Below are 26,153 nucleotides of genomic sequence, written 5' to 3' on the forward strand. Positions count from 1 at the left end.
AGATCATAGATGGACACCGTGTTGCCGCAGATGCATTCGTTCCGTTACATAATGCTCTCATCTGTCAATTTTTTAGATGCGTAGTTAGCACCGAGGATGAAAATCAGTCCAACGACAGCTTGGAACAGTCCCACTGCGGTCGCCAGTGTCACCTGACCGGATTGCAGACCCAGACGGTATACAAACGTACTGAGTACATCCGAGTATTCGCGAACTGCTACATTTCCGATGATGAACGGCCGGTCAAAGCTGATGGAAATCATATTGCCAACGTTAATGATTAGTAAGGTAACAATCGTCGTTTTGATTCCTGGCAGGGAGATATGCCAAATTCTGCGCAAACGGCTGGCTCCGTCTACCTCGGCTGCTTCATAGAGCTCACGGTTAATGCCTGTAAGGGAAGCCAGATACAAAATCGTTCCCCAGCCTGCACTCTGCCACACCCCTACGGCGAGATACGTAAAGATCCAATAGTTTTTATCCGATAGAAACGGAAGCGGATCAAGCCCCATGCTCATTAACATATTGTTAATGAAGCCAGATTGAGTGCCAAACACCTGCAATACGATACCACCTATGATGACCCAGGAAATAAAGTGTGGAATGTAAAGCAGCGTCTGTGCCATCTTTTTAAACCAGGCGACCCGTAATTCAAAGAGCAGGATAGCGAGAATTAACGGTGCCGGAAAGGAGACAAGCAAGTCGAGTAAATTCAGAACGATTGTATTGCGCAAGGCGGTGTAGAATCCCTGATTTTGAAACACTTCCTTAAATGCATCGAATCCAATCCACTCACTGCCGCCAATCCCTTGGAAGAAGTTAAAATCCTTGAACGCGATCTGTACCCCATACATTGGACCGTATTTGAAAATGATGAAGTATACCATTGGCAGTACAAGTAATGCGTACATTTGCCAGTTTCTGCGGAAATAAGTGCCTGTCTTCATAACGCTCCCCCCAAGTCGTGAAGGATGTCTCATGGAAGGCGATCTTTACATCGCCCTCATGAAATGTCCTGTTCAAATGCGGTCAGACCTGTCCAACCTGCGCCTTACGATGATTACTTCATCGCTTTGTAAGCCTCCGTGCGCTCATCAAGAATGGCCTGGCCTCCACTTGCCATATAATCACTCATCATGCTGTTATATACGGCTTCAAAATCAGCCGGTTTGGAGATCGTTGTTTTTACAATAAACTCCGAGAATTTATCTTTTAAGCCGTTACCGTAACGAGATTCCGCTTCAATGGGTTTGGAGAAACGTACGGGTTGAATCGTGTCCGTATTGGAGATGGCTACCGATTTGCGCATATCATCCCGATATTTGGAATCCACCTGAACGACATAAGCCTCTTCGTTTTTATTTTCATCTCCCACATATTTGCCGTTTACGATGATGGCAATGTCACCGGAGTTGTAGATCCGACCAGCAATTTCAGGCGAAGCATCTTCTTTGATCTGTGGTACACCGTCCACCAGCTGATAGTTTTCGTCTTTCACGCCGTATTGCAGGTCAAACAGGTTGTTGCCAGAAGCCATCCAATCCAGATATTTCATGGCTGCTTCTGCGTTTTGACTTGTTTTTGGAATCATGACATACATGGCATTTGGTGCATATGCCGGCTTTGCAAATTTACCTTCCGAATTTTTGAACGCATCAATCGGTGTCATCACCGCATCAGGTTTATTCGTTTGCAGGTTTTTATACGTACCTGAGATGTAAATCTCTCCTGCATCTTCACTGTAGAAACCTACTTTGCCGTTGGATACATCTTCCCACAGTTTTTTCTTGTCTTTATCCAGCCCGAAGTCTGCACTCATTAATCCCTCGTTATACAAAGTGTTCATATATTTCAGTGCATCTTTGAAGCCAGGCAGCAACGTTGGATAATCATTAGAGCCTAGCTGCTGAGTCAGTGTATATCTCTGTTCTTCCGTAAGAGGCTGGATGAAAGACCAGATCAATGGCTCATATTGGGCCGAAGCGATCGACATCCCCATAGGAATAAGTCCTGAGCCCACTTTGCCCGGATCTTTCTCCTTGAATGCTTTCAGGGCGGTGTGCAATTCTTCAGCCGTTTGAGGTGCAGGCAGTCCAAGTGCATCCAGCCAGTCCTGCCGAACATAAGAAGCGTACTTCCCTAACACCAGACGTTTACCGGGAACTGCGAATTGTTGCCCATCATACTGGCCGTATGCCAGCGTGTCATCACCCAAAAATGTTTTCAGATTGGTTCCTTCTTTGTTCAGCAGATCGGTTAACTCTGTCAAACCTCCTTGTGAGGCATAACGATTAAATGTACCGGAATCATAAGTGAATACAATATCGGGCACTTCAGAACCACTTGCCATGAGCACGTTAAGCTTCTGCACTTCTTCTGAGCGGGGAACGGGAACAAATTGAACATCAATATTGTTCGGGTCACCAAATTCCTTTTGAATGAAACGTGTCAGATAACTATCGGAGATGGTGTAACCTGCCGGTGTATTTCCCCGGTCAAAAATTTCTACTTTCAACGTGGTTCTGTTCCCCGCACCCGCTTCCCCGGATGATGAAGTTGATGATTCACTACCTGAAGAACACGCGGATAATAATAGAGTGAATGCTGTTACCGCTGCGAGAATCGAACTTGCCTTTCCTGCCTTGCGTCTTTGAAATAATTTCATTTGACCTTTCCCCTTTCGCACTCATTCTGTAATGATTCACATGAACGCCACTCCGTTATGGTTGTCCAACTCGCTGCACCTGTGAATGTCATTAATTATTACATGATTTTCTGAAAATCGACAATAAACTATTTTCAAAACAGGTTAAAGCTATTTTATACGTCAAATAACCTATCTTCTAAACAAAATTCCTGACAATAAACTATTTTCACAACAATTATGTTATATAAGCTAACACATTTTTGAGTTATTCTCACTCTTTTTCAGATGGTAATTCTCCCTAATTCGACAATCAACGACAAACACTAATCTATTTTCCCGTTTTGTGTGTAAATAAAAAAGACCGCCTGATCCGCGGTCATTTCTAAACACTCTATGATGATATTATTTGCCTAGTTTCTTGGAGCAAGATTAAAACGTACTTCTCCAAAAAGTGGATCTACTGCACTTCCTCCGAATTCATTCAGCACATACCCTTTACTCTTATCAAGATGTTCCAGAATTAATACATTCAACTTCTGATCATCATGAATCCCTATGTATAGTTTAGAACATGTTGTTTATCTTCTAACTGTGTTTCTAAGTTATTATCCTATTTATCCTCATAAAAAACTCCACTACGCAGCAGCAAAATCTGCTCATATAGAGGAGTTTTCAATAATATCTTATTTTATTGAGAGCAAGAGATCATCGATATCATAATCGACAGATTTATTCCACTCCACCTAACATCCTATTTCGGTTTATAGTTCTTCTTGCTTGCCATACTGCTTGCGATAATCCCCCGGAGTCACGCCAATCACACGTTTGAATACTCTGCCAAACGAGATCGCATTCGCGTAACCCACCTGCTGGGCGATATCCTGAATAGCCGTATCCGTTGAAGTCAGCATTCGGCATGCTTTTTCTACTCTCAATTTCACAAGAAAATCAACGAACTTCATATCGAATTCTTCTTTGAATAAATAACTCGCATATTTACCCGAGATTTGAAAACGGTCACTCAGGTGTTTCAGCGACAGATCCGGATCATCGAAATGCTCCTCAATATATACGCGCAGCTCATTAATCATCGCACGGTGACTTTTCGTTTCGTTAACGGCAACATAATTGCGATAGACTTCTTTGAGCCACTCCATCAAAATCCCCCGAATGTCTTCGAGTGTGTCGACTTCCTGGATTTGCGAGCGAAGCCGCACCAAAACGGGCTCATCAAATTGGTTCTGCAAACGTTCGGATAACTCCCCAAACTCACGCGCTAACATCTGAATCAGCGATTGCAAGAGCATACGAATATCCTTATCGTTCATTTGGTCTTCGTTAAACGCAATAAACATCTGGTCGAGCTGCGCTCGCCAGCCATCCCCCGTAAGCCTGAACTCCCGAACGATGTCTGCGAGCATTTGCAAATATTTGTACGAATGCAGTTCCATGTGGCCTGGCAGCTGTTCACTGAGCACAATGGCATTCTGACCAAGGGTAAGCCGGTGTCGCAGAGCTGTGTCTGCACTGCTATAGGATCGAGTGATTTCTTCCCAGCCATTTACCGTCTGCCCAATTCCGAATGTAAACCGAATCCGGAAATGCTCAGCAATCCACATATGCAGCTGTTTAGCCAAATCCATCAACAGTTCACGGCTCAGTCCTTCTTTTTCATTGGAGGCTACCACAACGATCAGACGACGATTGCCAAACCATTCTGCCCACGCACCAAACTTGCTCTCTTTCTGCACCAGTTCCTTGAACACATTCATCAGTGCCATTTTCAACGTATTGGAATGAGCGGGCAGATCTGTCCCATTCATCTCCGCTACCAATACAGCGGCGCACTGCGGTTCAAGAAACCTTTCCTCAAGCGGCTGCAAGTGACGAAGACGCTGACGAAAAGAATCTATACGTTCACCCTCCATCAAATCCACAAGCAACTGCCTGCGATGAATCAGTAGATTCTCATGATGCTGTTTTTCGTAATCTACCGTTTGAGCAATGAGATGTTCCAGCGCCCGGTCGATCAGTGCAAGCTCGTTTTTGACAGAAGGTGCGGCATTCTCTTCATGCACACGGGGCTGCAGCGCCTGAATGCGATTCATCATCAGCTGCAAGGGTTTTACGTTTCTACGTGTAATATAGATCAGACCTGCGACTGCACCAGCAATGGTGAGAACACCAATCCCAATCCACACATAGGACACCAGCGATACCCATGAATACAACTGACCTGTCTGAATGCCGCTCTCAAAGGTAAGCCCTAGCTTTTCAGCCTTAACCTGATTAAGGACATTCCCCTCTGAAGAGTGAATCTGATGAGCCGAATATACGAGATCCCCATGCGTATCCTTCACCTGTAGAAAAGAGAGATTCGCATCCGTCATGTTGTCAATTTGCCTCTCCAAGGCATACAACCGTACTGTAATAACAAGCAGACCTTCACCGCCCCAAGGCAGTGGCAGCCATTTATTCATACTGATGACCTGTGAAGGGACATCAAATGAACGTTCTTTGTAAGATCTGGGTTGATTCCAGCCCAGATTCAGTTTATTTTTCAACGCCTGTTCGATATACGATTTATCCTCAAAATCCTCAAGACTTACCATTCCTCTAGGTGTAATAATGCTCGAATCCGACATTCGGTAGAGATAAATCGATTGCACCATCCCCTGTTGATCCACCATACGGTTCAGATCACTAGCTGCATCATAAATAAACTGACTGGACAATTGTCCTTTTTCGGCTTCCAAAAAACGACTGTACATTTTGTTCGTTACAATTTCATCCAGCAGTCTCATCTCGATATCGCCTAACGAACGTTCCAATGTGCTGACAATGTAATGGGTGGAGATCATATCTGCTTTTCTGGTTTCTTTTCGTGACAGTTCGTTAACAATCAGGAAGGAGAGAAAGATCAGAATGGAAATCGTAAGCAGAAATAGGGGGAAATATGAATAAATCAACCTGGTGTGCCAAGTCCGCTTTAGATTTACCTTCACAGGCCTCAGTTCCTTCCGTTTCACTTTAGTTTCTAATCTATCTGTAGTTTATTTATAGTCTATTTCTACACTTGTTTCTACGCTAACGGGTAGGCTCTTCTCTGTTCCTTGGCTTGTCGGCTGACGATGTACAGAATGATTGCCCCCATTGCCGCACTGATCGTACAAGCCAGATACATCATTGACGGACCGCCTGTATCCAGTAAGTAGCCGTTAAGCATATTCCCCACAATGCCTCCGAGTCCTGCAAACACCATGTTAAATAAGCTTTGACCTGTCGCCTGCATTTCACGTCCAGTAACAGACGCTACATATTCCACTGCCGCGATATAGAAAAATCCGAACGACAATCCGTGCAACACCTGAACACCAATCATCACTTCGGGACTCGGCCACAACCATTGAATTCCCCAACGCAACATGTAAGCTCCCGCCGCCAGCAACATGGTTCGTTCATGCCCCCACCTGCGTAACACATAAGCGGCTACCAGCATGGAGGGTACATTAGTGATGGAAGCGATCAAAAGAGCTGTACCCGTCAAGGCAACCGAGCCACCAGCCATCTGAAATGAAATAACAAAAAAGGAGTTAAATGCTGTGAGTGTCTGATTCACCAGAAAACAACCCGTGAGAAAGAGAAGGAACGTGCGATTTCGAAGTAATCTTGCCAAACCTACGGAGAAAGTTACCGAGGACGAGGAAATGCTCGTCTGCTTGGGGAGTGTGCCCGCCAGTATCGCGCTCAAGATGTTAAAAAGCAGAAAGGGCAACCATAACATATGAATGGAAAACTGGGAGAGATACATCCCTGCAGCGAATCCGCCAAGCCCTGTCCCCAGGCTTCCGAACAGCCGAATCATACCGTAAGAGGTATTCGCCGCTCTTGCTGCCGTTACCGCATAGGAGTCAGCTACAGGTATCTGTGTCACTTGAAATATAGTGCATAAAGTATAGATCAAAATTAAAATAATGTATACCTGAATATTATAAAAATACGCTAACGCCGCCGGAACAAGCAGGCTGACCACCAATACAAGGCGTGTCTTTTTGAATTTATCCACCAGAATCCCCCAGACAGGCTGGAGAATGATGGATATTAATGTTCCGAATGCCATGATGAATCCAGTATCCTTACTCGAAAAACCCTGAGCAACCAAAATCGGATTGATGTAAGGGTTAAATATGCCTCCGGCAAGTCCCATAAACAGATATAAACCCTGCAATTTAATTAATACAGCTTTTGCTTCATTGAATTCGGCTTTTGTTTTTTTTGTATTAGCCGTCATATGTCTATCACTCATCCGGATCTCCATCCTTTTATTTCTGTAGTCTCTGTGTATGGTTTACTCCTATTACTCTAGCCTCTATATACGTTCAAGGTGACGTCTAATGGAAGCGAGCGCCCCGATTGCCCCTGCTTTATTGCCAAGCTCAGCAATGACCACTTGAACCGGGAGCACAACATAACGTTTGAGTCTGGCCTGAACTTCATTCAGATAATAGGTTGGATTGGATGCAGCTACTCCGCCGCCGAGTACGATAATCGAAGGATTCAGCAGCGCCGTAATATTCGCGAGTCCTCTTGCCATATAACGCATAGGCAGTTCCAGAATTTCAAGTGCAGCTACATCGCCTGACTCAGCCGCTCTGAACACATGTCTTGCTTCAATCTGTTCCACTTCACCTCCGGCCAAACTCCAGATCAGAGATAGTTCACTTCCCTTACCCGATTTAAAATAATGTCTCGCCCGCTCTGTAATGCCTGTACCAGACGTCACTTGTTCAAACACACCGAAGGCATCACCATCTGCTACATATTCGGAATTTAGTCCCTCATCACCGGTGATAAAATGTCCAATCTCACCGGCCGCCCCGTGCTGTCCACTGTGCAATTCTCCATTTAGAACGAGCGCAGCGCCAATGCCTGTACCCACAGTTACCATTACACTATGACGATGTCCTTTGGCTGCCCCCTGATCCACTTCTCCCATGGCCGCCATGTTCACATCGTTATCCAGAACGATCTTTCCACTGTAATACTTGGCGATGATCGGCCGAATATCTTCTTCGGGCCACTGAAATGCGGGAGCGTTCCGAAGCACAGCTTCATCTTGCAAAATAACACCCGGGAAACCTAGCCCCACACCCGCGAGTTGATCCCAATCACATCCAACTTCTGCACTGAACGTTTTTAATTCCGCGAATAACCACTGGAAAAATAGTTCCGGCTGCTCCGCGGATTGCGTTGGCAATCTTCGCTCATGAACTTCTCCACCACTGTTCTGATGGGATAACAACATCAGTATTTTGGTACCTCCAATGTCAACACCGGCAACCCATGAACCTTTCGTGTCGAACCCTTCAAGCTGTGCATGCTTCATGTTACTTTGGTGCTCTGTGTGCTGACTTGCCGCGTTGCCCTGAACTGTTTCTGTCATTACACGTCCTCCTTGGCAGATCTGTTCTTTATTATTTGTAGTAAAAGGATTCAATAACTTTCAATCCCCTTGGCTTCTACTCTTTTACTCTTCTACTCTTCAAGTGTTCCTTGTTTAAGCTTCATCAATGTATGCTGCAAAGCCACTTGCACGGCCCCTGTAACGACCGCTCGTTCTCCTAGATCCGAACATATCAGCTGTGGCTGCACCGGAAATTGCTCGTCAACAGCGTTCCTTAGCAAAGGCAACAATACATCGCCATTTCCACCAATGCCGCCTCCAAGCACGATTAATTCAGGAGCGAGCAACGTACTCATCTGACGCAGCGCCCAAGCGATCATCTGACTGTACTCTTTTATAATCTCGATAGCCCAAACCTCTCCATTTCGTGTCGCTTCGAAGATAAGCTCAGGTTGCATGTCTGAACTCAAAGGGTCGTTTAAGCAATGTCGCTTCGCTAGTTGCATCAGCCCATCAGCCGACAACACATCCTCCAGACGGCGGCCATCCTGCATCCGCATCTCTGCAACTTCACCAGTTAGCCCCCCCAACCCATGCAGCAAATGCCCCTGAACCATGATCCCTGCACCCGTCCCCGCCCCAATGGAGAAAAATATGAACAGGGGCGAGTCCTTTGCAGCCCCCTTCCTGTATTCCCCGAGCGCTGCGAGATTCACATCATTGTCCAGCATAATATCACATGGAAAAGCACGAGCTAAAGCATCACGGGAGAAGTCCTGCTCCATGTCTGCAAGCGGGTCAACAATACGGCTAATCTTGCCTGAGACAGGCAAAACAACACCTGGAATCCCAAACCCGATGCAGCGAAGATCACTCCACTGAAGGCGGTTCTCCTGAAGCAGCTGATCCACATAACTGTGTAACACACGAAGTACAGGCACGTCAGAGGGGACTGTTGTTACATGCTCTTCCTCGACTTTAACCTCTCCAGAGGACTTTACGATTGCTGCGTTGGACTTTACGTACTGATTTCGCTCCATTGGCGGATAGACAGCATAGGCAACGATTTGCCCGTTCAGGTCAGACAAGGCAATTCGAATTCGTGTAGCCCCGATATCAACACCGCAGACATAATAAGCCGTTTCATTAAATTGAATTAACGTGGCCTTGCGCCCTTGGGCGTTATCAGCTCTGCCTGTCTCCTTCACCAGATTACGCTCAATCAGGTGCTCTACCGCAGATGATACTGTCGGTTTGCTAAGTCCTGTTCGACGGCTGATATCCGCTCTCGACATGGTGCCTTGTGTAATAAGGGCATCCATAATCAAGTTTTCGTTCAGATTGCGGATATATTGCGGTGTGCCAGCCATTTTATCACCTCCACTTCATAGTTAGTTAGGTTTCTTAACGAATTAAATTCAATATATCATCCACTTTGGAGTGTGTACAGCATATTTTCTGCCGATACATCTCATGAAAATGACATCTGCTACAATCATGTTAAATCAGGAAAAAATAGCCGAAAAGCTTCTATTTATTATCGAAGGCAATTTCATTCCACAACGCAAAAAGGACCAAATGGGAATGGTTTCCCCACTTCGTCCTGATCACGCTCGAACCTGTACAATAGAATATATTATGACTTCGAAAGCTCAATAAACCCTTCCCCGAATACATCGCGTACGTCATGAATGGTGATAAATGCAATATCATCCTCTGCACGTACAATTTTCTTAAGCATCGGCACTTCTTGCTTGCTGATCACAATATACAAAATCTCTTTCGGATTCTTCGTATAATAACCGTGGCCGGACAGAACCGTAACTCCACGATCCATCTTCTCAATGACCTGCTTTGCAATCTCATCTTGCTTTGATGAGATAATCATAACTGCCTTTTTCGGATTCAGTCCCTCAATAATAAACTCCATCGTTTTGGTTCCAACAAACAGCAACACAATCGTACACATCAAGCCCTGTGGCCCAATAATAAAGTAAGAAGAGAATGCCACAATCAGATCAAAGAAAAGCAATCCGTAGCTGATATTCCAGTCTAGATATTTGTTCGCAAGCCGTGCCAGAATGACCGTGCCCGCCGTTGTTCCTCCTACTTTAACAATTAAACCTATCCCGAGACCTGCAAATACACCTGCAAATATGGTATTAACCCACAGCTCATCTGATGCAATACTCCAGCTTTCTGTCAGGTGCAGGAAAAGCGAGTTAAAGATAACTGCAATAATCGTATATACGGTCGTGGTTCGATCCAGGAACTTATAACCTACGAGTAATAGAATACCGTTGAGGATCAGGTTCATCAGTCCGGGAGACCAGTGAAACAGATAATACAAAATAATCGTGATCCCTGTCACGCCACCCTCTGCCAGATCATTGGGGATGACAAACAAGTTTACCGCCAGCGCAAACAGAAACGCACCAGCCATAAGAAAGAACATATCCGTAATTCTTTTTTTCATTCAGCGCTCCATCCAATCCATCCAAAAATAATAACATACCTTATCTAGACCTTTTTAAAATCAAATCATGCTTCATCTAGTTTCATCTAGACCTTCTAAAATCAATACACTCCAGGATAGATTCTACCATGCTCTTCGTAAAATTTGTATACATAATACAAATTGTTGCGTCATTTGTGCAAAGGAAATTTGAAAACGCCATCTTTTCGCGCTCTGTATCATGCAAAACGGAAACGGACCATGACAAATGTCATGGTCCATACTTGATATTTGTCATTACAGCAGTCTGACATTTATGACTTACCATCATGCACGCATTCTTTTACAATGATAAAAACGCTTCCCAAAAGAGGATTATCGGGAATCGGCAGGGTACAAACCACTATCGTTTGTACGCATAAGGAGGAACATGCATGAGTAGAAGCAAAGAAATGGCGCTAAAAAAAGAAGTTACACCTTTTGAAAAAAACGATCTCAAACTTAGCATTCGTCAATTAATCAATACATTACTCCCGCTCTTTTTATTATGGGCAGCTGCATATTACAGCTTATCCATCTCGTACTGGCTTACGTTCCCTATTGCACTCGTGGCATCAGGATTCGTGCTTCGAACGTTTATTATTTTTCATGACTGCTGTCATGGCTCATTCTTCAAAAGCAAACGGGCTAACGATATTCTTGGCACCATCACGGGCGTATTGACCCTGACTCCCTACCAGCAATGGAAAGCCGAGCACTCCATTCACCATGCAACAAGTGGAAATCTCGACAAACGTGGTGTAGGTGACATCTGGGTAATGACTGTGGATGAATACAAGTCTGCGACACCTTGGATGCGTCTTTTCTACCGGGTTTATCGTAACCCCGTAATCATGTTTGGCATTGGACCGATCTATGTGTTTCTGATTGCCTATCGTTTTAACCGCAAAGCAGCAAGACGCAAGGAAAGAATTAATACCCATTTAACGACTGTTCTAATCATTGCGCTGTATAGCTTTATGTGCTGGCTGATTGGATGGCAAGCGTTTGTCATGGTGCAAGCACCTATATTTTTCTTCTCCGGTTTCTTCGGCATCTGGCTGTTCTACGTACAGCACCAGTTTGAAGAGACATATTTCGAGCATGAAGATGAATGGAGTTATGTCAAAGCTGCGGTAGAAGGAAGCTCTTATTACAAGTTACCGAAGTTGTTGCAATGGATTAGCGGAAATATTGGATTCCATCATGTGCATCACTTGAGCCCGCGTGTACCGAACTATTATCTGGAAGAAGCGCATAACTCAACACCGCCTTTGCAGAAGGCCACAACGATCACACTGCGTTCCAGTCTGGTTGCGCTCCGCTTCCGACTGTGGGATGAAGAACACAAACAATTCATCAGCTTTAAAGAGCTGAAAAAAGCATCACGCAAAAAATATATTCCGAATCCCATTCGGGTGACCAATCAAGCGGGTCTGACAGAGAAGCCTTAGGCTCTGTCGGATTCGTTTTCTTGTATTCGGACGGCAGTCATGCTACAGTCAGGCTAAAGTCCAGTAACACCTTTTTCAAGGAGGAGAATGACATTCAGAAGTGGTCGCAACTATTTTATAAAAATACAGGGTTGAATCCATATGTATGGCTTGTTTTTTTCATTCTGCCCTTCTATTACATCTCTCAATATTCGCAATTGTGGACAATGGTGACCGGTATTATCATTATTCTTGTTTTTTTCGTCTGTTATCTACTGGCCTTCATCACCAAGGGCTGGCAGGTCTACATGTGGATTGGACTACTGATTGCCATATCCATTACGATGACGATCGCTTACGATTATGCCTATTTCTCATTGTTTCTCGCTTTTTTTATTGGCAATATTAAAAATAAAGCCGGATTTTTCACCCTTTACTCGGTAAATCTCGGTGCAAGCTTCCTGACGGTCAATTATGGCTTCATTAATCAAAGCTCATTGCTTCTCAGCCAATTTCCTTTCGTTTTTATCAGTCTCATGGCCTCGATCCTTCTGCCGATTAGCACATACAATAAAAACAAGCGTGAGCAGCTAGAGGGCCAGCTGGAAAGTGCGAACAAACGGCTGGATGATCTGGTGAAAATGGAAGAGCGTCAACGGATTGCACGCGACTTGCACGATACGCTTGGCCAAAAGCTCTCGCTGATCGGTCTCAAAACCGATCTGGCCAAGCGCTTGCTCCGCAAAAATCCGGATCAAGCCATCATTGAACTGAATGAACTTAGACAGACAGCAAGCACAGCCTTGAAGGAAGTTCGCGAGATGGTTACAACGATGCGTGGAACTCAACTTGTAGATGAGATGTTCCGGGCGGAGCAAATTCTGAAAGCCGCTTCCATTGAATTTATTTTACAAGGCAACCCCAAGCTGCAGGACACCTCTCAATTGAATGAAAATGTGCTCGGGATGTGTTTAAAGGAAGCGGTGACCAATATAGTCAAACACAGTCAGGCTACGAGGTGTATTATTGAAATTGAGGAAACCCCTTCTCACAATGTCTTAACCGTTAACGATAATGGGATAGGCATGGAACGCACCCGCAAGCAGGATCGACGCGGAACGGGCATTCTCGGCATGAAAGAACGACTGGAATTTGTGAATGGCTGCATGGACATTCGGTCGGGTGCAGGAACCCAAGGCACATCGCTTATCATCCATGTGCCCAAGCTGGTACGCAAACCGATAAAGGAGGCAGAAGAATGATCAGAATCGTCATTGCCGAAGATCAGCGCATGATGCTCGGCGCATTATCTTCGCTACTTAATCTGGAGGAAGATATGGAGGTTGTTGGACAAGCAAGCAATGGTCAGGAAGCTCTTGCACTCGTACATCAACATGCTCCTGATATCTGTTTAATGGATATCGAAATGCCTGTTAAGAGTGGACTAGAGGCTGCCGAGGAACTTAGAGGCATGAACTGCAAAGTCATTATTCTCACCACGTTTGCCAGAACCGGTTATTTTGAACGCGCGCTAAAAGGCGGTGTTCGCGGCTATTTGCTTAAGGACAGTCCCATTGAAGAGCTCGCCGAGGCGATTCGTCAAGTCATGAATGGCAGACGCATCTTCGCTCCTGATTTGGTGGATGAAGCTTATGTAGAGGAAAATCCATTAACCGAACGCGAACACGCTGTACTTGGCCTCATGGCTGACGGGAAAAACACGAAGGAAATTGCCGGACATTTGTTTATCACAACGGGCACTGTTCGGAATTACATCTCGATTATTCTTAACAAATTGAATGCAAGTAACCGCATTGAAGCGATCACCCGTTCCAAAGAAAAAGGGTGGTTTAAGTGAAAGAGCCGGTAATGGATGCAAAAGATAAACGGTTCCCATTACCTTGCATAAGAAACGCAATAACCAAAAAGCTCGGCTCAAGAGAGTTCCCCTTGTGCCAAGCTTTTTTGGTTATTTGCCTTTAGTCTGACGGTTTAATGTGTTCAAGAAGAAACATCCATACAATAACCCATTATTTTACCGATACAACCATGCGAAGCGCATCCAGTGGAACTTGGTCTGTTTTCAACTGATGAATTTGTTTGCCGTCTTGCCATGAAATCGTAACACGTACGCTTTTTCCGCCACTAGCATACTGCACGTCTACAAATCCTTTGTCTTTGGGAGCCGGCAGCGTATGTGACTCCAGATACTCAACCATTTTCTTCGCAATCGCCGGATTGTCCATCCGATCCTCGGAAACGGACCGAATCTGCAATGTCCACCTTCCCTCTTGCCATGTCAGATACTGACTCCCTGCGGCACCTTCCACCATACCTTTGATACCGTGTCCCAAATCAATACTCATATCCTTCGGTATGTTTTGCACATCCGTTTCGGGGAATAGGTCCGTTTGATTCGGATTCTCATAGGTTTTCACTTCATAACTGGCTAACCAGGGCATTTTACTGTTTGAATTCGTAAATGAGGGATCATTTAATGCCATTGGTTTGTGTCCTGTATAGAAGTTTACATGTGTAGCATCTACCGTATTTGTTGTAATGGCTGCGCCTAAATACTGACCCTTAGGTAATGAGAAGGTTGTCGGAAGTGACACATCCTGATTCTTCAACTCACTACGAACAGCCTTTATCACTTCATCAACATCGGATAACTCTGAACGAGTTGTACTTCCACTGGTGTTTGAAGTAGCTGTGCCCTTTTTGCCCGTTGAAACAGAAGAATCATTGGAAGCTGTGTTCGTTTTCGTGCCCTTCTCTCCAGTATCGGAAGAAGCGGAGTTCCCGCTTCCAGACTGCGTTTGCTCACTACCAGCTGTTGTAGATGGTTGCCCACTCGTCGATGTCAGATTAGAGTCTGGTCCTCCGCATCCAGCCAGCGCGAGCAAAACGGCTGTCGTCACCGGAATGGTCATCCATAACGATTGTTTTTTCATGATGTATACCTCCTAATGATTGCACTGGCCCAGTTTCTAGTTTTTTGTTTCTAGTAACCTGTTCTCAACGCTTGTCATTCCAGAAATTCACCGGTTGCACATTCTTGGTTAAAATTTCGAATTGATATCCTTCAGCCTTCAATGTTTTCAATACTCGAGGCAATACTTTCAATGTAGCCTCCTGATCATGCATAAGCACTACAGGTGTGGTTCCATTTTTATGGATGTTGTGAACTTGCTGCATGACGTTGTTGTATACTTTCTGATGATCCTTCTTGTATTTCCAGTCGAGTGAGTCAACATTCCAATCCCACAAATGAAATCCTCCTTGCGCAAGAAGCACGTTACGATAAGCCGGTTTCAAATAAGGCTTACTGCCATAGGGTGTGCGTACAAGACTCGTTTTCACACCGGCAACCTTATTCAAGCTTTCATTGGCTTGTTGCATTTCCTTCAATCCGCTGTAAGCATTTTTGTAAAATTTGCTTGGCACATGGGTTACACCATGCAATCCAAGTCCATGTCCTTCTTTTACAATACGCTGCGTTGCTTTCTGAAATTGTTCCATATGAGGCCCAAGCATGAAAAAGGTAGCTTTGACTTTGTATTGATCCAAAATATCGAGAAGTTGATCGGTATGTGCTGTAGGGCCATCATCAAAAGTCAGATATAGAATTTTCGTACTGGCCTTAGCGTTTGATTTATCGGCGGATGACGCTGTGGCCGATGCAGACTGTGGCAACAATAACAACGGAAACAGAAGTAAAATAGCAAGTGTAGCAACGAATGATTTACGAAGTTGTAGCATAATAATAGTCTCCCTTGTGTGTGTTTTTACCCGGGTGTGTGTATCCTCTTAACTCGTATCCCTTGGCGATTAATTTTAATAGTATCAGAGACACCTTTCACTCTTCTCGCTTCAAAGGCTACGGATGAGTTACACTTTTGTCAGATAAACTTAAAAATTAAAACGATTTTGATAGATTTGATCTCCAACTTTAGCATCTGTATCCATAGATCAATGTTGACATATTATCTATTACCCTATTTCTATATTCTGATAGGCTTATAATGAATTTAATAGGATTGAACACAGCAAAAAAGCTTGCACGAATGCAAGCTTTCTTCCGTATGCGTCACAACCTGAGTGGAGCGCTGACCATTTTATAAAACGGCCTGGCACTCCTTCTATGGATGCGGTAATAGGCTATACGGTATGTAATGTTACGAATATACGCTTCGACGTTCAGCTCAGCTTACTCCGCGGGAGCCGTGAATGAACGTTTGCCGAACTCTGCATCTAGCATATAGAAGGCGTTGCTGTCATTCTCAATGCGACGCAGCTTCTGAATGATGTTATCAAACAAAGCTTCCTCTTCCACCTGCTCATCGATGAACCATTTCAAGAAATACATTGTTGCGTGTTCACGCTCATTCAGCGCGATATCCGCCAGCGCATAAAATTTCTTCGTGTTTTGCTGTTCATGTGCATAACCGTGTTCAAACACATCCAGCATGGAGTTGTATTCGTTTTTCGGTTCAGGCATCGCAGCCAGTGTAGCACGATGTCCCCGGTCGTTTAGGAATTTATAAATTTTCATGCCATGGAAACGTTCTTCTTCCGCTTGTACGAGGAAAAAATTAGCGAATCCATCCAGGCTTTTGCTGGAACAATACGCAGCCATCGCCATGTATACATGAGCAGAGTAAAACTCGAAGTTCATCTGCTCGTTTAAAGACGCAGTCAGTTCTTGACTCATGAAAAACACCTCTTTCTGTGGGAATGTTTTCATTTTAACACAACACGAAAGTAGCTTGCATCCGATTTTCTACATTATTCGTCAAAGGATGGATTCAAGGCACAAATTAACAAAAGAAAGCTCTGCCATGACGGCAGAGCTTTCTTTTATCATTTTAATGAAATGATTATACCAAGAACGCTTTGGAGATGATTACCAACAGGATGAACAGAACGAGAATCGCGCCTACAGAAGTGAAACCACCGTAGCCGTAACCTCTTGTTTCTCCACCTACAACTTCGCTCATTGATTGTACCTCCTCTGCAACAGGTATGGGTTATCTTATGCAGAGAACGAAACTTTGACAGGGCGAATGCCCTATTGTTAAAATTCGTTTGACTTCATTTTGAATCAGTACCGTGGCGACTGTACCTGCATAATATCCATAAAAGGCACCTTCGCCGTCAATTCTTCTTCCGTATGCTCAACATGTACAAGGCGTGTACGAGAATCCATTTTTACAATAATTCCCTGTATTTGCTCCTCCTTACCCCAGACGGTCAATAACACTTCTGAGCGCTCATGAAAAGCCTCCACAAGTTGATTCCCTAATTCCTCCAGTTCGAACTCATCCCGTGTGGGTCTTTTTGCGACTTTTGCTTTGGCCAAAACGGCTGCCTCCTCTACTCCGACGTCCCGATTCCACGGTTGCTTGCCGAGTGCATATTCAATTAGTATACCATTCATTTACGTTTGTGTAATGTCATGACACCTTTTTTCGGTAAGTTCCTTCGTATAAATTCTACTTGTGTTCAGTCCCATCATCCCTTACTCATCTTGAGCTTCGACCAGTATGGTGTATTCGTTTGATCTAGACTCTCCTGAGCGCCGTTGTCCGTTCCACTCGTAAGTGTAGAGGGCCGTCAAGGTTCCTTGCAGAATACCAATTTGTTCAGGAGCCAGCTGCGCAAGGTACGCAAATTCTTTTTCTGATCCTGCGCCGAGCTCACCGATATGAAGATACCTTGGAGTCGAATATTCCGGGACATTTAACTGCATCTGCCCCCCCTCCTGCCCCACCCATTTAGCGCCCCGAGGCAGGATATTGCCCAGTTGCACGCGTGCTGGCAAGGAACCCGTGTTACTGACACTTACGTTAAAAGTAACCGTGCCTCCCTGCTCAACAATAGGGGGAACTACCTCCACATGAACCTGAATGACTGGCAATCTGACCTCCAGAACAGCTTCATTCGATATAACTCTGCGTTGAACTGTACGAGAATCCGGCAAGCGGAATGTGTACAGTAATACGGCGCGATTCACATAACTGTGCTGCGTGGAAATCACTGACCTTGATGTGCCCGTTTCGCTTTCCACCTGAGCCTCAAATTGAATATGTAGCTCGGAGCGGGCAGTTAATGTGCCCAGGTTTATACCTGTATTAGGGTTTGCACCTGGGCGTTTGACGCCATTCCAGCTGAGACTACCTTCAACAAAGACTAACGCTGCAGGCAAAACATCCTGTAGTTTGGCATCTACTGCATAATTGCTTTGGTTAGACACGGTGATATGATATTGCGCCGTATCTCCTGGTATTGTTATTGCAGGAGATACCGTTTTGACTATAGCGATTTGAGGTTCAACAATAACCAGTGTGACCACATTGGAAGAAACAACTTCTTGTTTTCCTGCAATCATGTATCTCAAGACAGCTTCACTTGATAATTGATCCGGCCCTTGCGAACTTGTTACCTGTACTCGATACTGCACTCGAACCACACTTCCTGGCCCGATATCTCCAAGATCAATTCCAGCATCCGGCGTGACTTGTGGTGCGAACATATCGTTAATCGTCACACTTGCCGGTATAAAGATGATCCCCTGTGGGAATGTCACCGTTAACACAGCAGCTGATGCCGCTACAAAACCGGGATTACTCACTAGAACCGTGTACATCAAGATATCTCCAGCAAACGTGTTGCTTCGATCCACTTGCAAACTCACTTCGAGCCGCGATGTTTCGATACGAACTTCAACAATGTTGGACTTCTCCGTCCCGTTAACCGTTCTGCTTTCTGTAGTAACAAACTCATAATTCACTTCTGCCTGGTTCAATAACGTGAGATTCGCCGGCACTCGCACAATAACGACTTGAAAGTGATAGGTCAATACTTCACCTGGTGCAATTTCTGCCGAAGGCAATCCCTGCGTGGGAGAGACTCCTGGCAGTGGGATGCCATCCCTCAGCACGCTGTTCGGCAGAAGAGATGTATCCAGAGAGAGCGGGTCTACCACACGGACAATTGCCGTGCGGTTTCCCGTATTCGCAATTTCAATCTGATAAGTCAGAGCTTGACCCACTGCTGCAGTGGATACATTGCATCGTTTGCTTACCTTGAGCCTGGGACCGATCCATGGCGTCACGACGGTGTTGGAATAAGCCACCTGTTCCAGTTCAGTCGTACCCGCGCTGAATCGAACCAGGGACTGATTCTTTAACCAGTGGGACAACGTACCTGGAATTTCGCTCATATCACCACAACCTCTACATTGAATGTAACGGTAGTAGAAGCCCCGGCAGCAATAGAACCTAGCGTGATACCTGTATTCGGATTACCAGTTGGTCTTGCCACACCGTTCACTGCTACACTACCCGGCACAAATACAGTTCCGACAGGCACGGGGTCGACCATGACCACGTTGTTCACCGTTTCTATACCGTTGTTCGTCACTACTACGGTATACGTAATCACATCTCCAACAACAGCATCAATGGCACTGGTGCTCTTGACAACACTTACATCTGGAGCTGATACAGGAATGATAAGTACATTGGACGATACCGTTCCCGACAATACACGCCCGTCTGGTGGACTGAATGTATAGTTCGCGACAGCTTGGTTCCGCAGCTGTTGATTTTGAGGTAACGAATCTACTGTAACGCCCAGGGTGACCGTAACATTTACAGAGCCACCAGGAGGAATGTTTCCTACGACGATACCCGTTTCGGGATTGGCTCCGGGCTGCGGAACACCATCGATCAGGACGCTGTTCGGGAGAAGCACCGCACCGGTTGGAATGTTATCTGTTAATGTAAGATTCGCAACAAGGTTACCACTGTTGTTAATTGTAAATGAATACACGATGTCGTCACCAACCGTAGCGTTCGATGTGCTTGCTGTTTTGGAAACGGTAATAATTGGCTGATAGATTGGAGTAACAATCGTATTGGAATACGCTGCTCCCGAGAACACACCCGATGTAAAGCTCACAGAAGATTGACTGCTGACTTGCGGCGGCGTCGGAAGCGAGTTCACACGGACCGCGTAGGATACCGCAACCGACTCCCCAGGAGCTAGTGTACCAAGTGCAATGCCAAGTGCCGGGTTCGCCGAAGCACGAGGTATGCCGTTAACCAGTACACTTCCCGTAACAAAAGTGGTCGCCGGATCGATCGGATCTGTCAGGACGATATTGTTGACTGGGTCTATACCACTATTGGTCACGACCATCTCATAAACAATGGTGTCGCCTACGACAGCATCTGTAGATGTTGTTGTTTTCACAACAGTGACATTTGGTGCTGAGACTTGAATAATCAGAGCGTTCGAAGTTATACTTCCCCCAAGTGTTCTTCCATCAGGCAGCGTGTACGTAAAGGTTGCTGACGCCTGATTTGTAATGGACTGGCTCAATGGCAGCGTTGTGATGACGATAGAAAATGTGACGAGGGTCGTGGTGGATACCACACCAAGTGAAATTCCAGAAGCGGGATCAACACCAGGTGCCGAAGTACCATTGATAACAACACTGTTCGGTACAAACTCTGTACCGGCAGGAATGGTATCCGTCAGTGTCACAGTAGCACCATAGTTTCCGGTATTTGTGACAGCAATGCTATAGATTACTGTATCTCCCACCGTGGCAATGGCTTGATCCCCTGTTTTGACTGCAGCTAAAATAGGCTGATATACCGGGGTAGTAACCGTATTGGAGAACGTAGTTGCCGAAAAAGCTCCTGAGGTAAAACTTACTGTTGATTGATTGTTCAATACCGCCGGTGAAGGCAGACTTGTAACGCTCACACTAAATACAACCGTTACGGTTGCACCAGGTGCAATGGAACCCAAAGTAATGCCTGTAGAAGGATTTGCATTGGGCCGGAGCACCCCATCCACAAATACACCGCTAGGTGCGAGTACTGTACTCGCTGGCAAAGCATCGGTAAATATGACATTGCTGACATTAGCAATTCCATTGTTGGTCACTGCAATGCTGTAGGTTACGATATCACCCACAGAAGCCGCTGTGGAAGTGGTAGATTTAACAACATTTACGTCAGGAGCAGATACCGGGATTGTAAGTACATTAGAGAGCACGGATCTGTTGATACTTCTCCCATCCGGCAGGGTGAACGATAAAGCAACGGAAGCCTGATTCACAAGTTGTTGCGGGCTTGGAAGTGTATCTATAACAACAGAAAAAGTAATGGTCGTTGTCGCTCCGGCTGCAACCGTCCCGGCAGGAATACCCGTTGTCGGACTCGCAGCTGGCAGTGGCTGACCATTGACGATAACACTGTTCGGCACAAGCACTGTGCCTGCTGGCAAATTATCGGTCAGGTTAATCTGCGCTCCATAATTCCCCTGATTATTCACACTAATCGTATAACTGACCGTGTCGCCTACGGTGGCATTCTGAGTACTAGCTGTTTTCTGAGCAACTAATACCGGTTGGAATACCGGGGTTAAGACAGTATTGGAGAACGTTGTACCTGAGAATGTTCCGGAAGTGAACGTAACGGTCGACCGATTACTCAATTGATTGTTCGTAGGAATTCCGTTAACAATGACACTAAATGTAACGGTTGCCGTTCCGCCTGGTGCAAGGGTCCCTAGCGGTATTCCTCCTGACGGACTTGCTGCAGGTTGTGCCACCCCGTTAATCGTTACAGTTCCTGGAACAAATGAAGCCCCAGACGGAATCGGATCTGAGAACTGCACACTGTTTACAGGTGCAATACCGCTGTTAGTCACCAATACGGAATAAACAATGGTGTCACCCACGGTTGCAGCTGTAGATACTGTGCTTTTAACTACACTTACGTTAGGCGATGAGACCGGAAAGGTAAGAGTGTTGGACGTTGCAGTTCCTGTCAACGTTCGCCCGTCAGGTGGTGTAAAGGTAAACGTCGATGAAGCAAAATTGCTAAGTTGTTGCGGAGATGGCAAAGAATCCACAACGACTGCAAACGTTACAATGGCTGTTGCCCCTGCCGCTACAATGCCTACTGGAATGCCCGTGCCCGGCGTAACGCCCGGCTGTGGTACACCCGAGACAACAACACTATTTGGCACAAAGGTTGTCGCTGCCGGGATCGGATCCGTTACGGTAACATTCGCTTGCAGATTTCCGGTATTGCTCACCGTTATCGTATAAACAACGGTATCTCCCACGGTTGCGTTGATGGTGTTTGCCGTTTTGACTAATGCAATTTGCGGTTGTATGACAGGGGTCTGTGTTGTATTGGAAGATGATGAAGCCGAGAAAGAGCCGGAAGTAAAGCTGACCGTCGACTGATTGTTAATCTGGGAAGGGATCGGCATAGTTATCCTCACCTCAAAAGTTACGGTAACTTCAGCTCCCGGGGCCAAAGTACCGATTGGGATGCCGGCGGTCGGATTGGAGAGCGGTGAAGCAATGCCGTTCACCAGGACACTTCCGGATATAAATGGGGTGTTCGAAGGCAGCGGATCGATAAAAATGACGTTGTTCACAGCAGTGGTTCCATTATTTCGAATCACAGAATTATAACGGATTACATCTCCAGACACCGCATAATCAGCGTTATCCGTTTTAACAATGCTAACGTTAGGCAAAGATACCGGAATCGTCACTGTATTGGATGGAACAAAGCCAGCAATAACTCTTCCGCTTGGCAATGTATAACTGTATGAGGCAACGGACTGATTAATTAACTGCCTTGGATCGGGCAGACTTGTGACGGTTGACAGAAAAGACAGCGTCACGGACGCTCCAGCAGCCAGTGTTCCCAGACTGATTCCCGTATTTGGACTCACGCCTGGAGCGGGATTTCCATTAATCAAAACACTGTTGGTCACAAATATGGCTCCTGCAGGAACCGGATCAGTCAGGGTAACGACTGCCGGGATATTGCCTGTGTTGGTAATTTGAACATTGTAATTGAATGTGTCTCCCACGGTCAGACTTGACGTACTTGCTGACTTTAGCACTTGAATGACCGGTTGATAGACGGGGGTGCTCACTGTCACTGATGAAGACACGCCATTAAAGCTGCCTGAAGTGAAGGCAGCACTTGCCCTGTTGGTCACCACACCGGATGTGGGAATGGCTGTGATTCTCGTCTGATACGTCACCGTTACACTGGCGGAATTACTCAAAGTCCCCAAGGCAATACCTGCAACAGGACTGGCATTACTTTGCACCACGCCGTTCACTGTAACCGTTCCCGCTATGAATTCGGAGCCGGATGAAGGTGTGTCGGAGAGCACCAGATTTTGTACAGCACCCCCACCAGCATTTGTGATGACAACCCTATATGTGAGAGCATCTCCAACTGTAGCATCTGTGGTGTTTACTGTTTTCGACAAAGTGATATTAGGCGCGGAAGCAGGGATACGGACGATATTGGAACTGGAACTGCCAGATAGATTTCGGCCACTTGGAAGTTGATATGTGTAAGTAGCAGACCCCTGATTTTCTAATACAGGTGGAGAAGGGATTGTAGTCAATGTGGCTCGGAATATCACGGTTGCGCTTCCTCCAGGCAAAATGCTCCCCAGTGTAATACCCGTCAGCGGACTTGTTCCTGGTCTAGCTGTACCGTTAACCGTTACTGAATCCGGCACAAATGTAAGGCCAGCCGGGATCGTATCTGTCACATTGACTTGAGCCGCGATATTCCCTGTATTGCTGACAACGAGTGTATAAGCAAGCTGATCTCCCTGTGTTGCATTGGTTTGACTTGCCGATTTCACAATGTTAATGACAGGCTGATATACAGGTGTAGTTATTGAATTAGAATTAGAAATGCCTGTAAATGCTCCTGAACTGTAAGACACAGAGGCCCGGTTAAGAAGTGATCCTCCCGCTGGTACGGACTGGACACTAACCTGGAAAGTCACCGTAGCTGAGGTCGCTGCATTTAATGTTCCTAGAGCGATTCCGCTGGCGGGGTTAGCAGACGATACACTTGTACCCCGAACCGTGACACTTCCAGGGACAAAGCTAAGTCCTGTTGGAAGGCTATCTGATAAAATTACATTCGTGATCGGCTGTATGCCCCCATTGGTCGTAACCACTGAATACGTGAAGGTCTCTCCGACAGCAACATCCGTAACCGTTGCAGTTTTGAGAACCGTCACATTCGGCAAGGTTACCGGGATGGTTAATGTGTTAGATGCCGCTGAGCCCGTGATGGTTCTTCCGTCTGGTGAGGTAAACGAATACGATGCAGTCGCCTGATCAACCAATATGGGCGGTGTCGGCAGGTTGGTCACCAGCACTTGAAACGTAATGGTTGTCACGCTCCCTGCAGCCAGTGTACCCAAATTTACACCCGCAGCAGGATTGGCTCCTGCCACTACCGTTCCGTTGACACGGAAACTACCAGCTACATAGGAGCTGCCAGCTGGAATATTGTCAGCAATCGTCACACTTGCTCCTACATTTCCTCCATTCGTCACCTGAAGTGTATAGGTCACCTGATCGCCTACCGTTGCATTCGTGGTATTCGCCGATTTTACGATAGAGAGGTTCGGTGAATATACAGGAAGCGTTGAATTATTGGAAGGAATAACCCCACTGATGACCGGGCCGCCAGCAACACTTTGAAAAGTAAATGCGGCATTCGCGGAATTGACGAGTTGCAATATACTTGTATCGTTTGTAATCTGAGCACGGTAAGTGACGACAACACTACTATTGAGAGCGAGCGAGCCCAAAGGTATACCTGATGTTACATCCAGTGTTGGCCTTGGCACACCTCCTACCGTAATGCTTCCAGGTACAAATGTTAAACCCGCAGGCAACGTATCCGACAGAACCACACTGGCTGCACTAGCAGAGCCACCATTTGTAATGGTGGCTGTATACGTGACTGTATCTCCGGCAACTGCGCCCGTTGCTGTAAATGACTTCGCGACAGTAATACGCGGCGCATTAATATCGACCTGAATGGCGTTACCATTCACGATGTACGCATCGCCAGATGTGGTAAGTGTCAAGACGGCTGAAGACTGATTGTTGATCAGCCTTGCTGACACATCCACATTTGTAATATCCCAGCCCTGACGTCCCCCGACAATGTTGGTTCCGGGTGCTCCATTGATCTGGTTACGAGTTCCAAAGGTACCTGTCGTATTCAGGGCCCCCGTATCCCCATTAATTTGTGACGCAAAAAAATTGGCCGCTAGATTGTTTGGCCCGGACAGTGCAACTGAAGTTGCGGATGTCGCTCCAAATAACGCCTGATCTCCTGTCCGGTTCGCATCCCCCTCCTGCGCACTGAACAGCGCTCTGCCCCCCAAAGCTCCAGAGATAGGCGTTGCAAAACCAGTAAGCGTTGTAACAACCGGTGCCGAACTAGCTTGAACCAGTACGCCTCCCGCACGTAAAGACATGTTACGAAAAGGTAGATTTCCATTTTGATAAATAACGCCCAGCGTCCAGCCTGCATGATTGGCTGTAGAATCATTGGTGATTACAATCGTGCCCACAACGCCACCAGTAACATATGTACCTGCTCCTCCATTTTGTACAAGGCTGGTGACGTTAGCCGATCGGACATATCCCGCTGCATTGTTGCCAAGGTCAAACTGGTTGTATGTGACCGGGTCTGGCGTAACACTGAATGTGCCTACAGGGGTGGTAAACGTAACCGGATTATTGATTGCTGAACTGAGATTAACCGTTCCGTTAATATAACTTCCGCCCCAGATCAACTCCGCATAAAGAACAGTACTTCCCGCAGGCAGAACCAGAATCGCTGCTGAACTGTTGCTTTGGTACAGACTGGTTGTACCTGCCGGGTACGTTCCATAAGTGGAAGCCGTATTAATCGTTGTAAATCCTCCGATACTGTCTTGTGTCCCTGGCACTCCTGCCGTCTCAGAACGGCTTAATCCAAGTGTATTGCCCGTAAACGTAATTGCACCTGTAGCGTTGACAGTTGAACGAACGACAAGAGGAATGGATTTCACCTCCCCTTCAGCGGAAAATGAGAATGCTGCAACAGAGCCTGTTATCAGTCTATGACGCCACGTCAGGGAATTTGTATGTCCACGTCCGAAAGTTTAGATATTGTTTGGATTATTATGTAAGGTATATTATCATGTTTAAAATTTTATCCCTTGCGTTTTGCCGATTCTATCTTATAATCTACTTATACGAGAGTAATCTGTCGTATCATTTTGATGCAGTCAGCGGTGATTTATGAACAG

General features: G+C 45.9%; 17 protein-coding genes. 3 read left to right on the forward strand and 14 right to left on the reverse strand.

The window, feature by feature from the left end; genetic code table 11:
- Window positions 1-44: 44 nt before the first annotated feature.
- The 7 genes from EC604_RS08450 to EC604_RS08485 form a co-directional block, all read right to left on the reverse strand.
- Window positions 45-947, reverse strand: a complete 903-nt coding sequence (locus EC604_RS08450) for an ABC transporter permease (RefSeq protein ID WP_123063728.1) — start codon at window positions 945-947, stop codon at window positions 45-47.
- Window positions 948-1,060: 113 nt separating this feature from the next.
- Window positions 1,061-2,665, reverse strand: coding sequence for an extracellular solute-binding protein (locus EC604_RS08455; protein ID WP_123063729.1), 1,605 nt, complete (start codon window positions 2,663-2,665; stop codon window positions 1,061-1,063).
- A gap of 743 nt (window positions 2,666-3,408) precedes the next feature.
- Window positions 3,409-5,652, reverse strand: a complete 2,244-nt coding sequence (locus tag EC604_RS08460) for a helix-turn-helix domain-containing protein (protein ID WP_161556886.1) — start codon at window positions 5,650-5,652, stop codon at window positions 3,409-3,411.
- Between the two features lie 77 nt (window positions 5,653-5,729).
- Window positions 5,730-6,938, reverse strand: a complete 1,209-nt coding sequence (locus EC604_RS08465) for an MFS transporter (protein WP_123063810.1) — start codon at window positions 6,936-6,938, stop codon at window positions 5,730-5,732.
- A gap of 78 nt (window positions 6,939-7,016) precedes the next feature.
- Window positions 7,017-8,090 (reverse strand): ROK family protein, encoded by a 1,074-nt coding sequence (locus EC604_RS08470; RefSeq protein WP_123063731.1) that lies wholly within the window; start codon window positions 8,088-8,090, stop codon window positions 7,017-7,019.
- Between the two features lie 92 nt (window positions 8,091-8,182).
- Complete coding sequence (locus EC604_RS08475; RefSeq protein WP_123063732.1) at window positions 8,183-9,421, reverse strand: ROK family transcriptional regulator; 1,239 nt, start codon at window positions 9,419-9,421, stop codon at window positions 8,183-8,185.
- 266 nt (window positions 9,422-9,687) lie between these two features.
- Window positions 9,688-10,527: a YitT family protein gene (locus tag EC604_RS08485; protein WP_123063734.1), complete on the reverse strand. Its 840-nt coding sequence runs from the start codon at window positions 10,525-10,527 to the stop codon at window positions 9,688-9,690.
- A gap of 413 nt (window positions 10,528-10,940) precedes the next feature.
- Between EC604_RS08485 and EC604_RS08490 the strand changes: the two genes are divergently transcribed.
- From EC604_RS08490 to EC604_RS08500, 3 genes are all read left to right on the forward strand, one after another.
- Window positions 10,941-11,999: a fatty acid desaturase gene (locus EC604_RS08490; protein WP_123063735.1), complete on the forward strand. Its 1,059-nt coding sequence runs from the start codon at window positions 10,941-10,943 to the stop codon at window positions 11,997-11,999.
- A 92-nt stretch (window positions 12,000-12,091) separates the two neighbouring features.
- A complete protein-coding gene (locus EC604_RS08495; protein WP_123063811.1) occupies window positions 12,092-13,240 on the forward strand; it encodes a sensor histidine kinase in 1,149 nt (382 codons plus the stop codon).
- Complete coding sequence (locus tag EC604_RS08500; protein ID WP_123063736.1) at window positions 13,237-13,836, forward strand: response regulator transcription factor; 600 nt, start codon at window positions 13,237-13,239, stop codon at window positions 13,834-13,836. Before EC604_RS08495 ends, EC604_RS08500 begins: the two co-directional genes overlap by 4 nt.
- 172 nt (window positions 13,837-14,008) lie before the next feature.
- On the opposite strand, the gene EC604_RS08505 is transcribed toward EC604_RS08500, so the two are convergent.
- From EC604_RS08505 to EC604_RS08535, 7 genes are all read right to left on the reverse strand, one after another.
- Window positions 14,009-14,932 (reverse strand): hypothetical protein, encoded by a 924-nt coding sequence (locus tag EC604_RS08505; RefSeq protein WP_123063737.1) that lies wholly within the window; start codon window positions 14,930-14,932, stop codon window positions 14,009-14,011.
- A 64-nt stretch (window positions 14,933-14,996) separates the two neighbouring features.
- Window positions 14,997-15,740, reverse strand: a complete 744-nt coding sequence (locus EC604_RS08510; protein WP_123063738.1) for a polysaccharide deacetylase family protein — start codon at window positions 15,738-15,740, stop codon at window positions 14,997-14,999.
- 448 nt (window positions 15,741-16,188) lie between these two features.
- The gene (locus tag EC604_RS08515) at window positions 16,189-16,692 is read right to left on the reverse strand and encodes a ferritin (RefSeq protein ID WP_123063739.1); all 504 of its coding nucleotides are present in this window, start codon (window positions 16,690-16,692) and stop codon (window positions 16,189-16,191) included.
- 166 nt (window positions 16,693-16,858) lie between these two features.
- The gene (locus EC604_RS08520; RefSeq protein WP_111272660.1) at window positions 16,859-16,978 is read right to left on the reverse strand and encodes a dihydroorotate dehydrogenase; all 120 of its coding nucleotides are present in this window, start codon (window positions 16,976-16,978) and stop codon (window positions 16,859-16,861) included.
- Window positions 16,979-17,082: 104 nt separating this feature from the next.
- Complete coding sequence (locus EC604_RS08525; RefSeq protein ID WP_123063740.1) at window positions 17,083-17,340, reverse strand: YolD-like family protein; 258 nt, start codon at window positions 17,338-17,340, stop codon at window positions 17,083-17,085.
- A 159-nt stretch (window positions 17,341-17,499) separates the two neighbouring features.
- A complete protein-coding gene (locus EC604_RS08530; protein WP_123063741.1) occupies window positions 17,500-19,203 on the reverse strand; it encodes a DUF11 domain-containing protein in 1,704 nt (567 codons plus the stop codon).
- Complete coding sequence (locus EC604_RS08535; RefSeq protein WP_123063742.1) at window positions 19,200-25,913, reverse strand: DUF7507 domain-containing protein; 6,714 nt, start codon at window positions 25,911-25,913, stop codon at window positions 19,200-19,202. The genes EC604_RS08530 and EC604_RS08535 overlap by 4 nt, the downstream gene beginning before the upstream one ends.
- Window positions 25,914-26,153 lie beyond the last annotated feature (240 nt).

This window comes from Paenibacillus amylolyticus (genome assembly GCF_003719335.1).
GTDB lineage: Bacteria > Bacillota > Bacilli > Paenibacillales > Paenibacillaceae > Paenibacillus > Paenibacillus amylolyticus_D.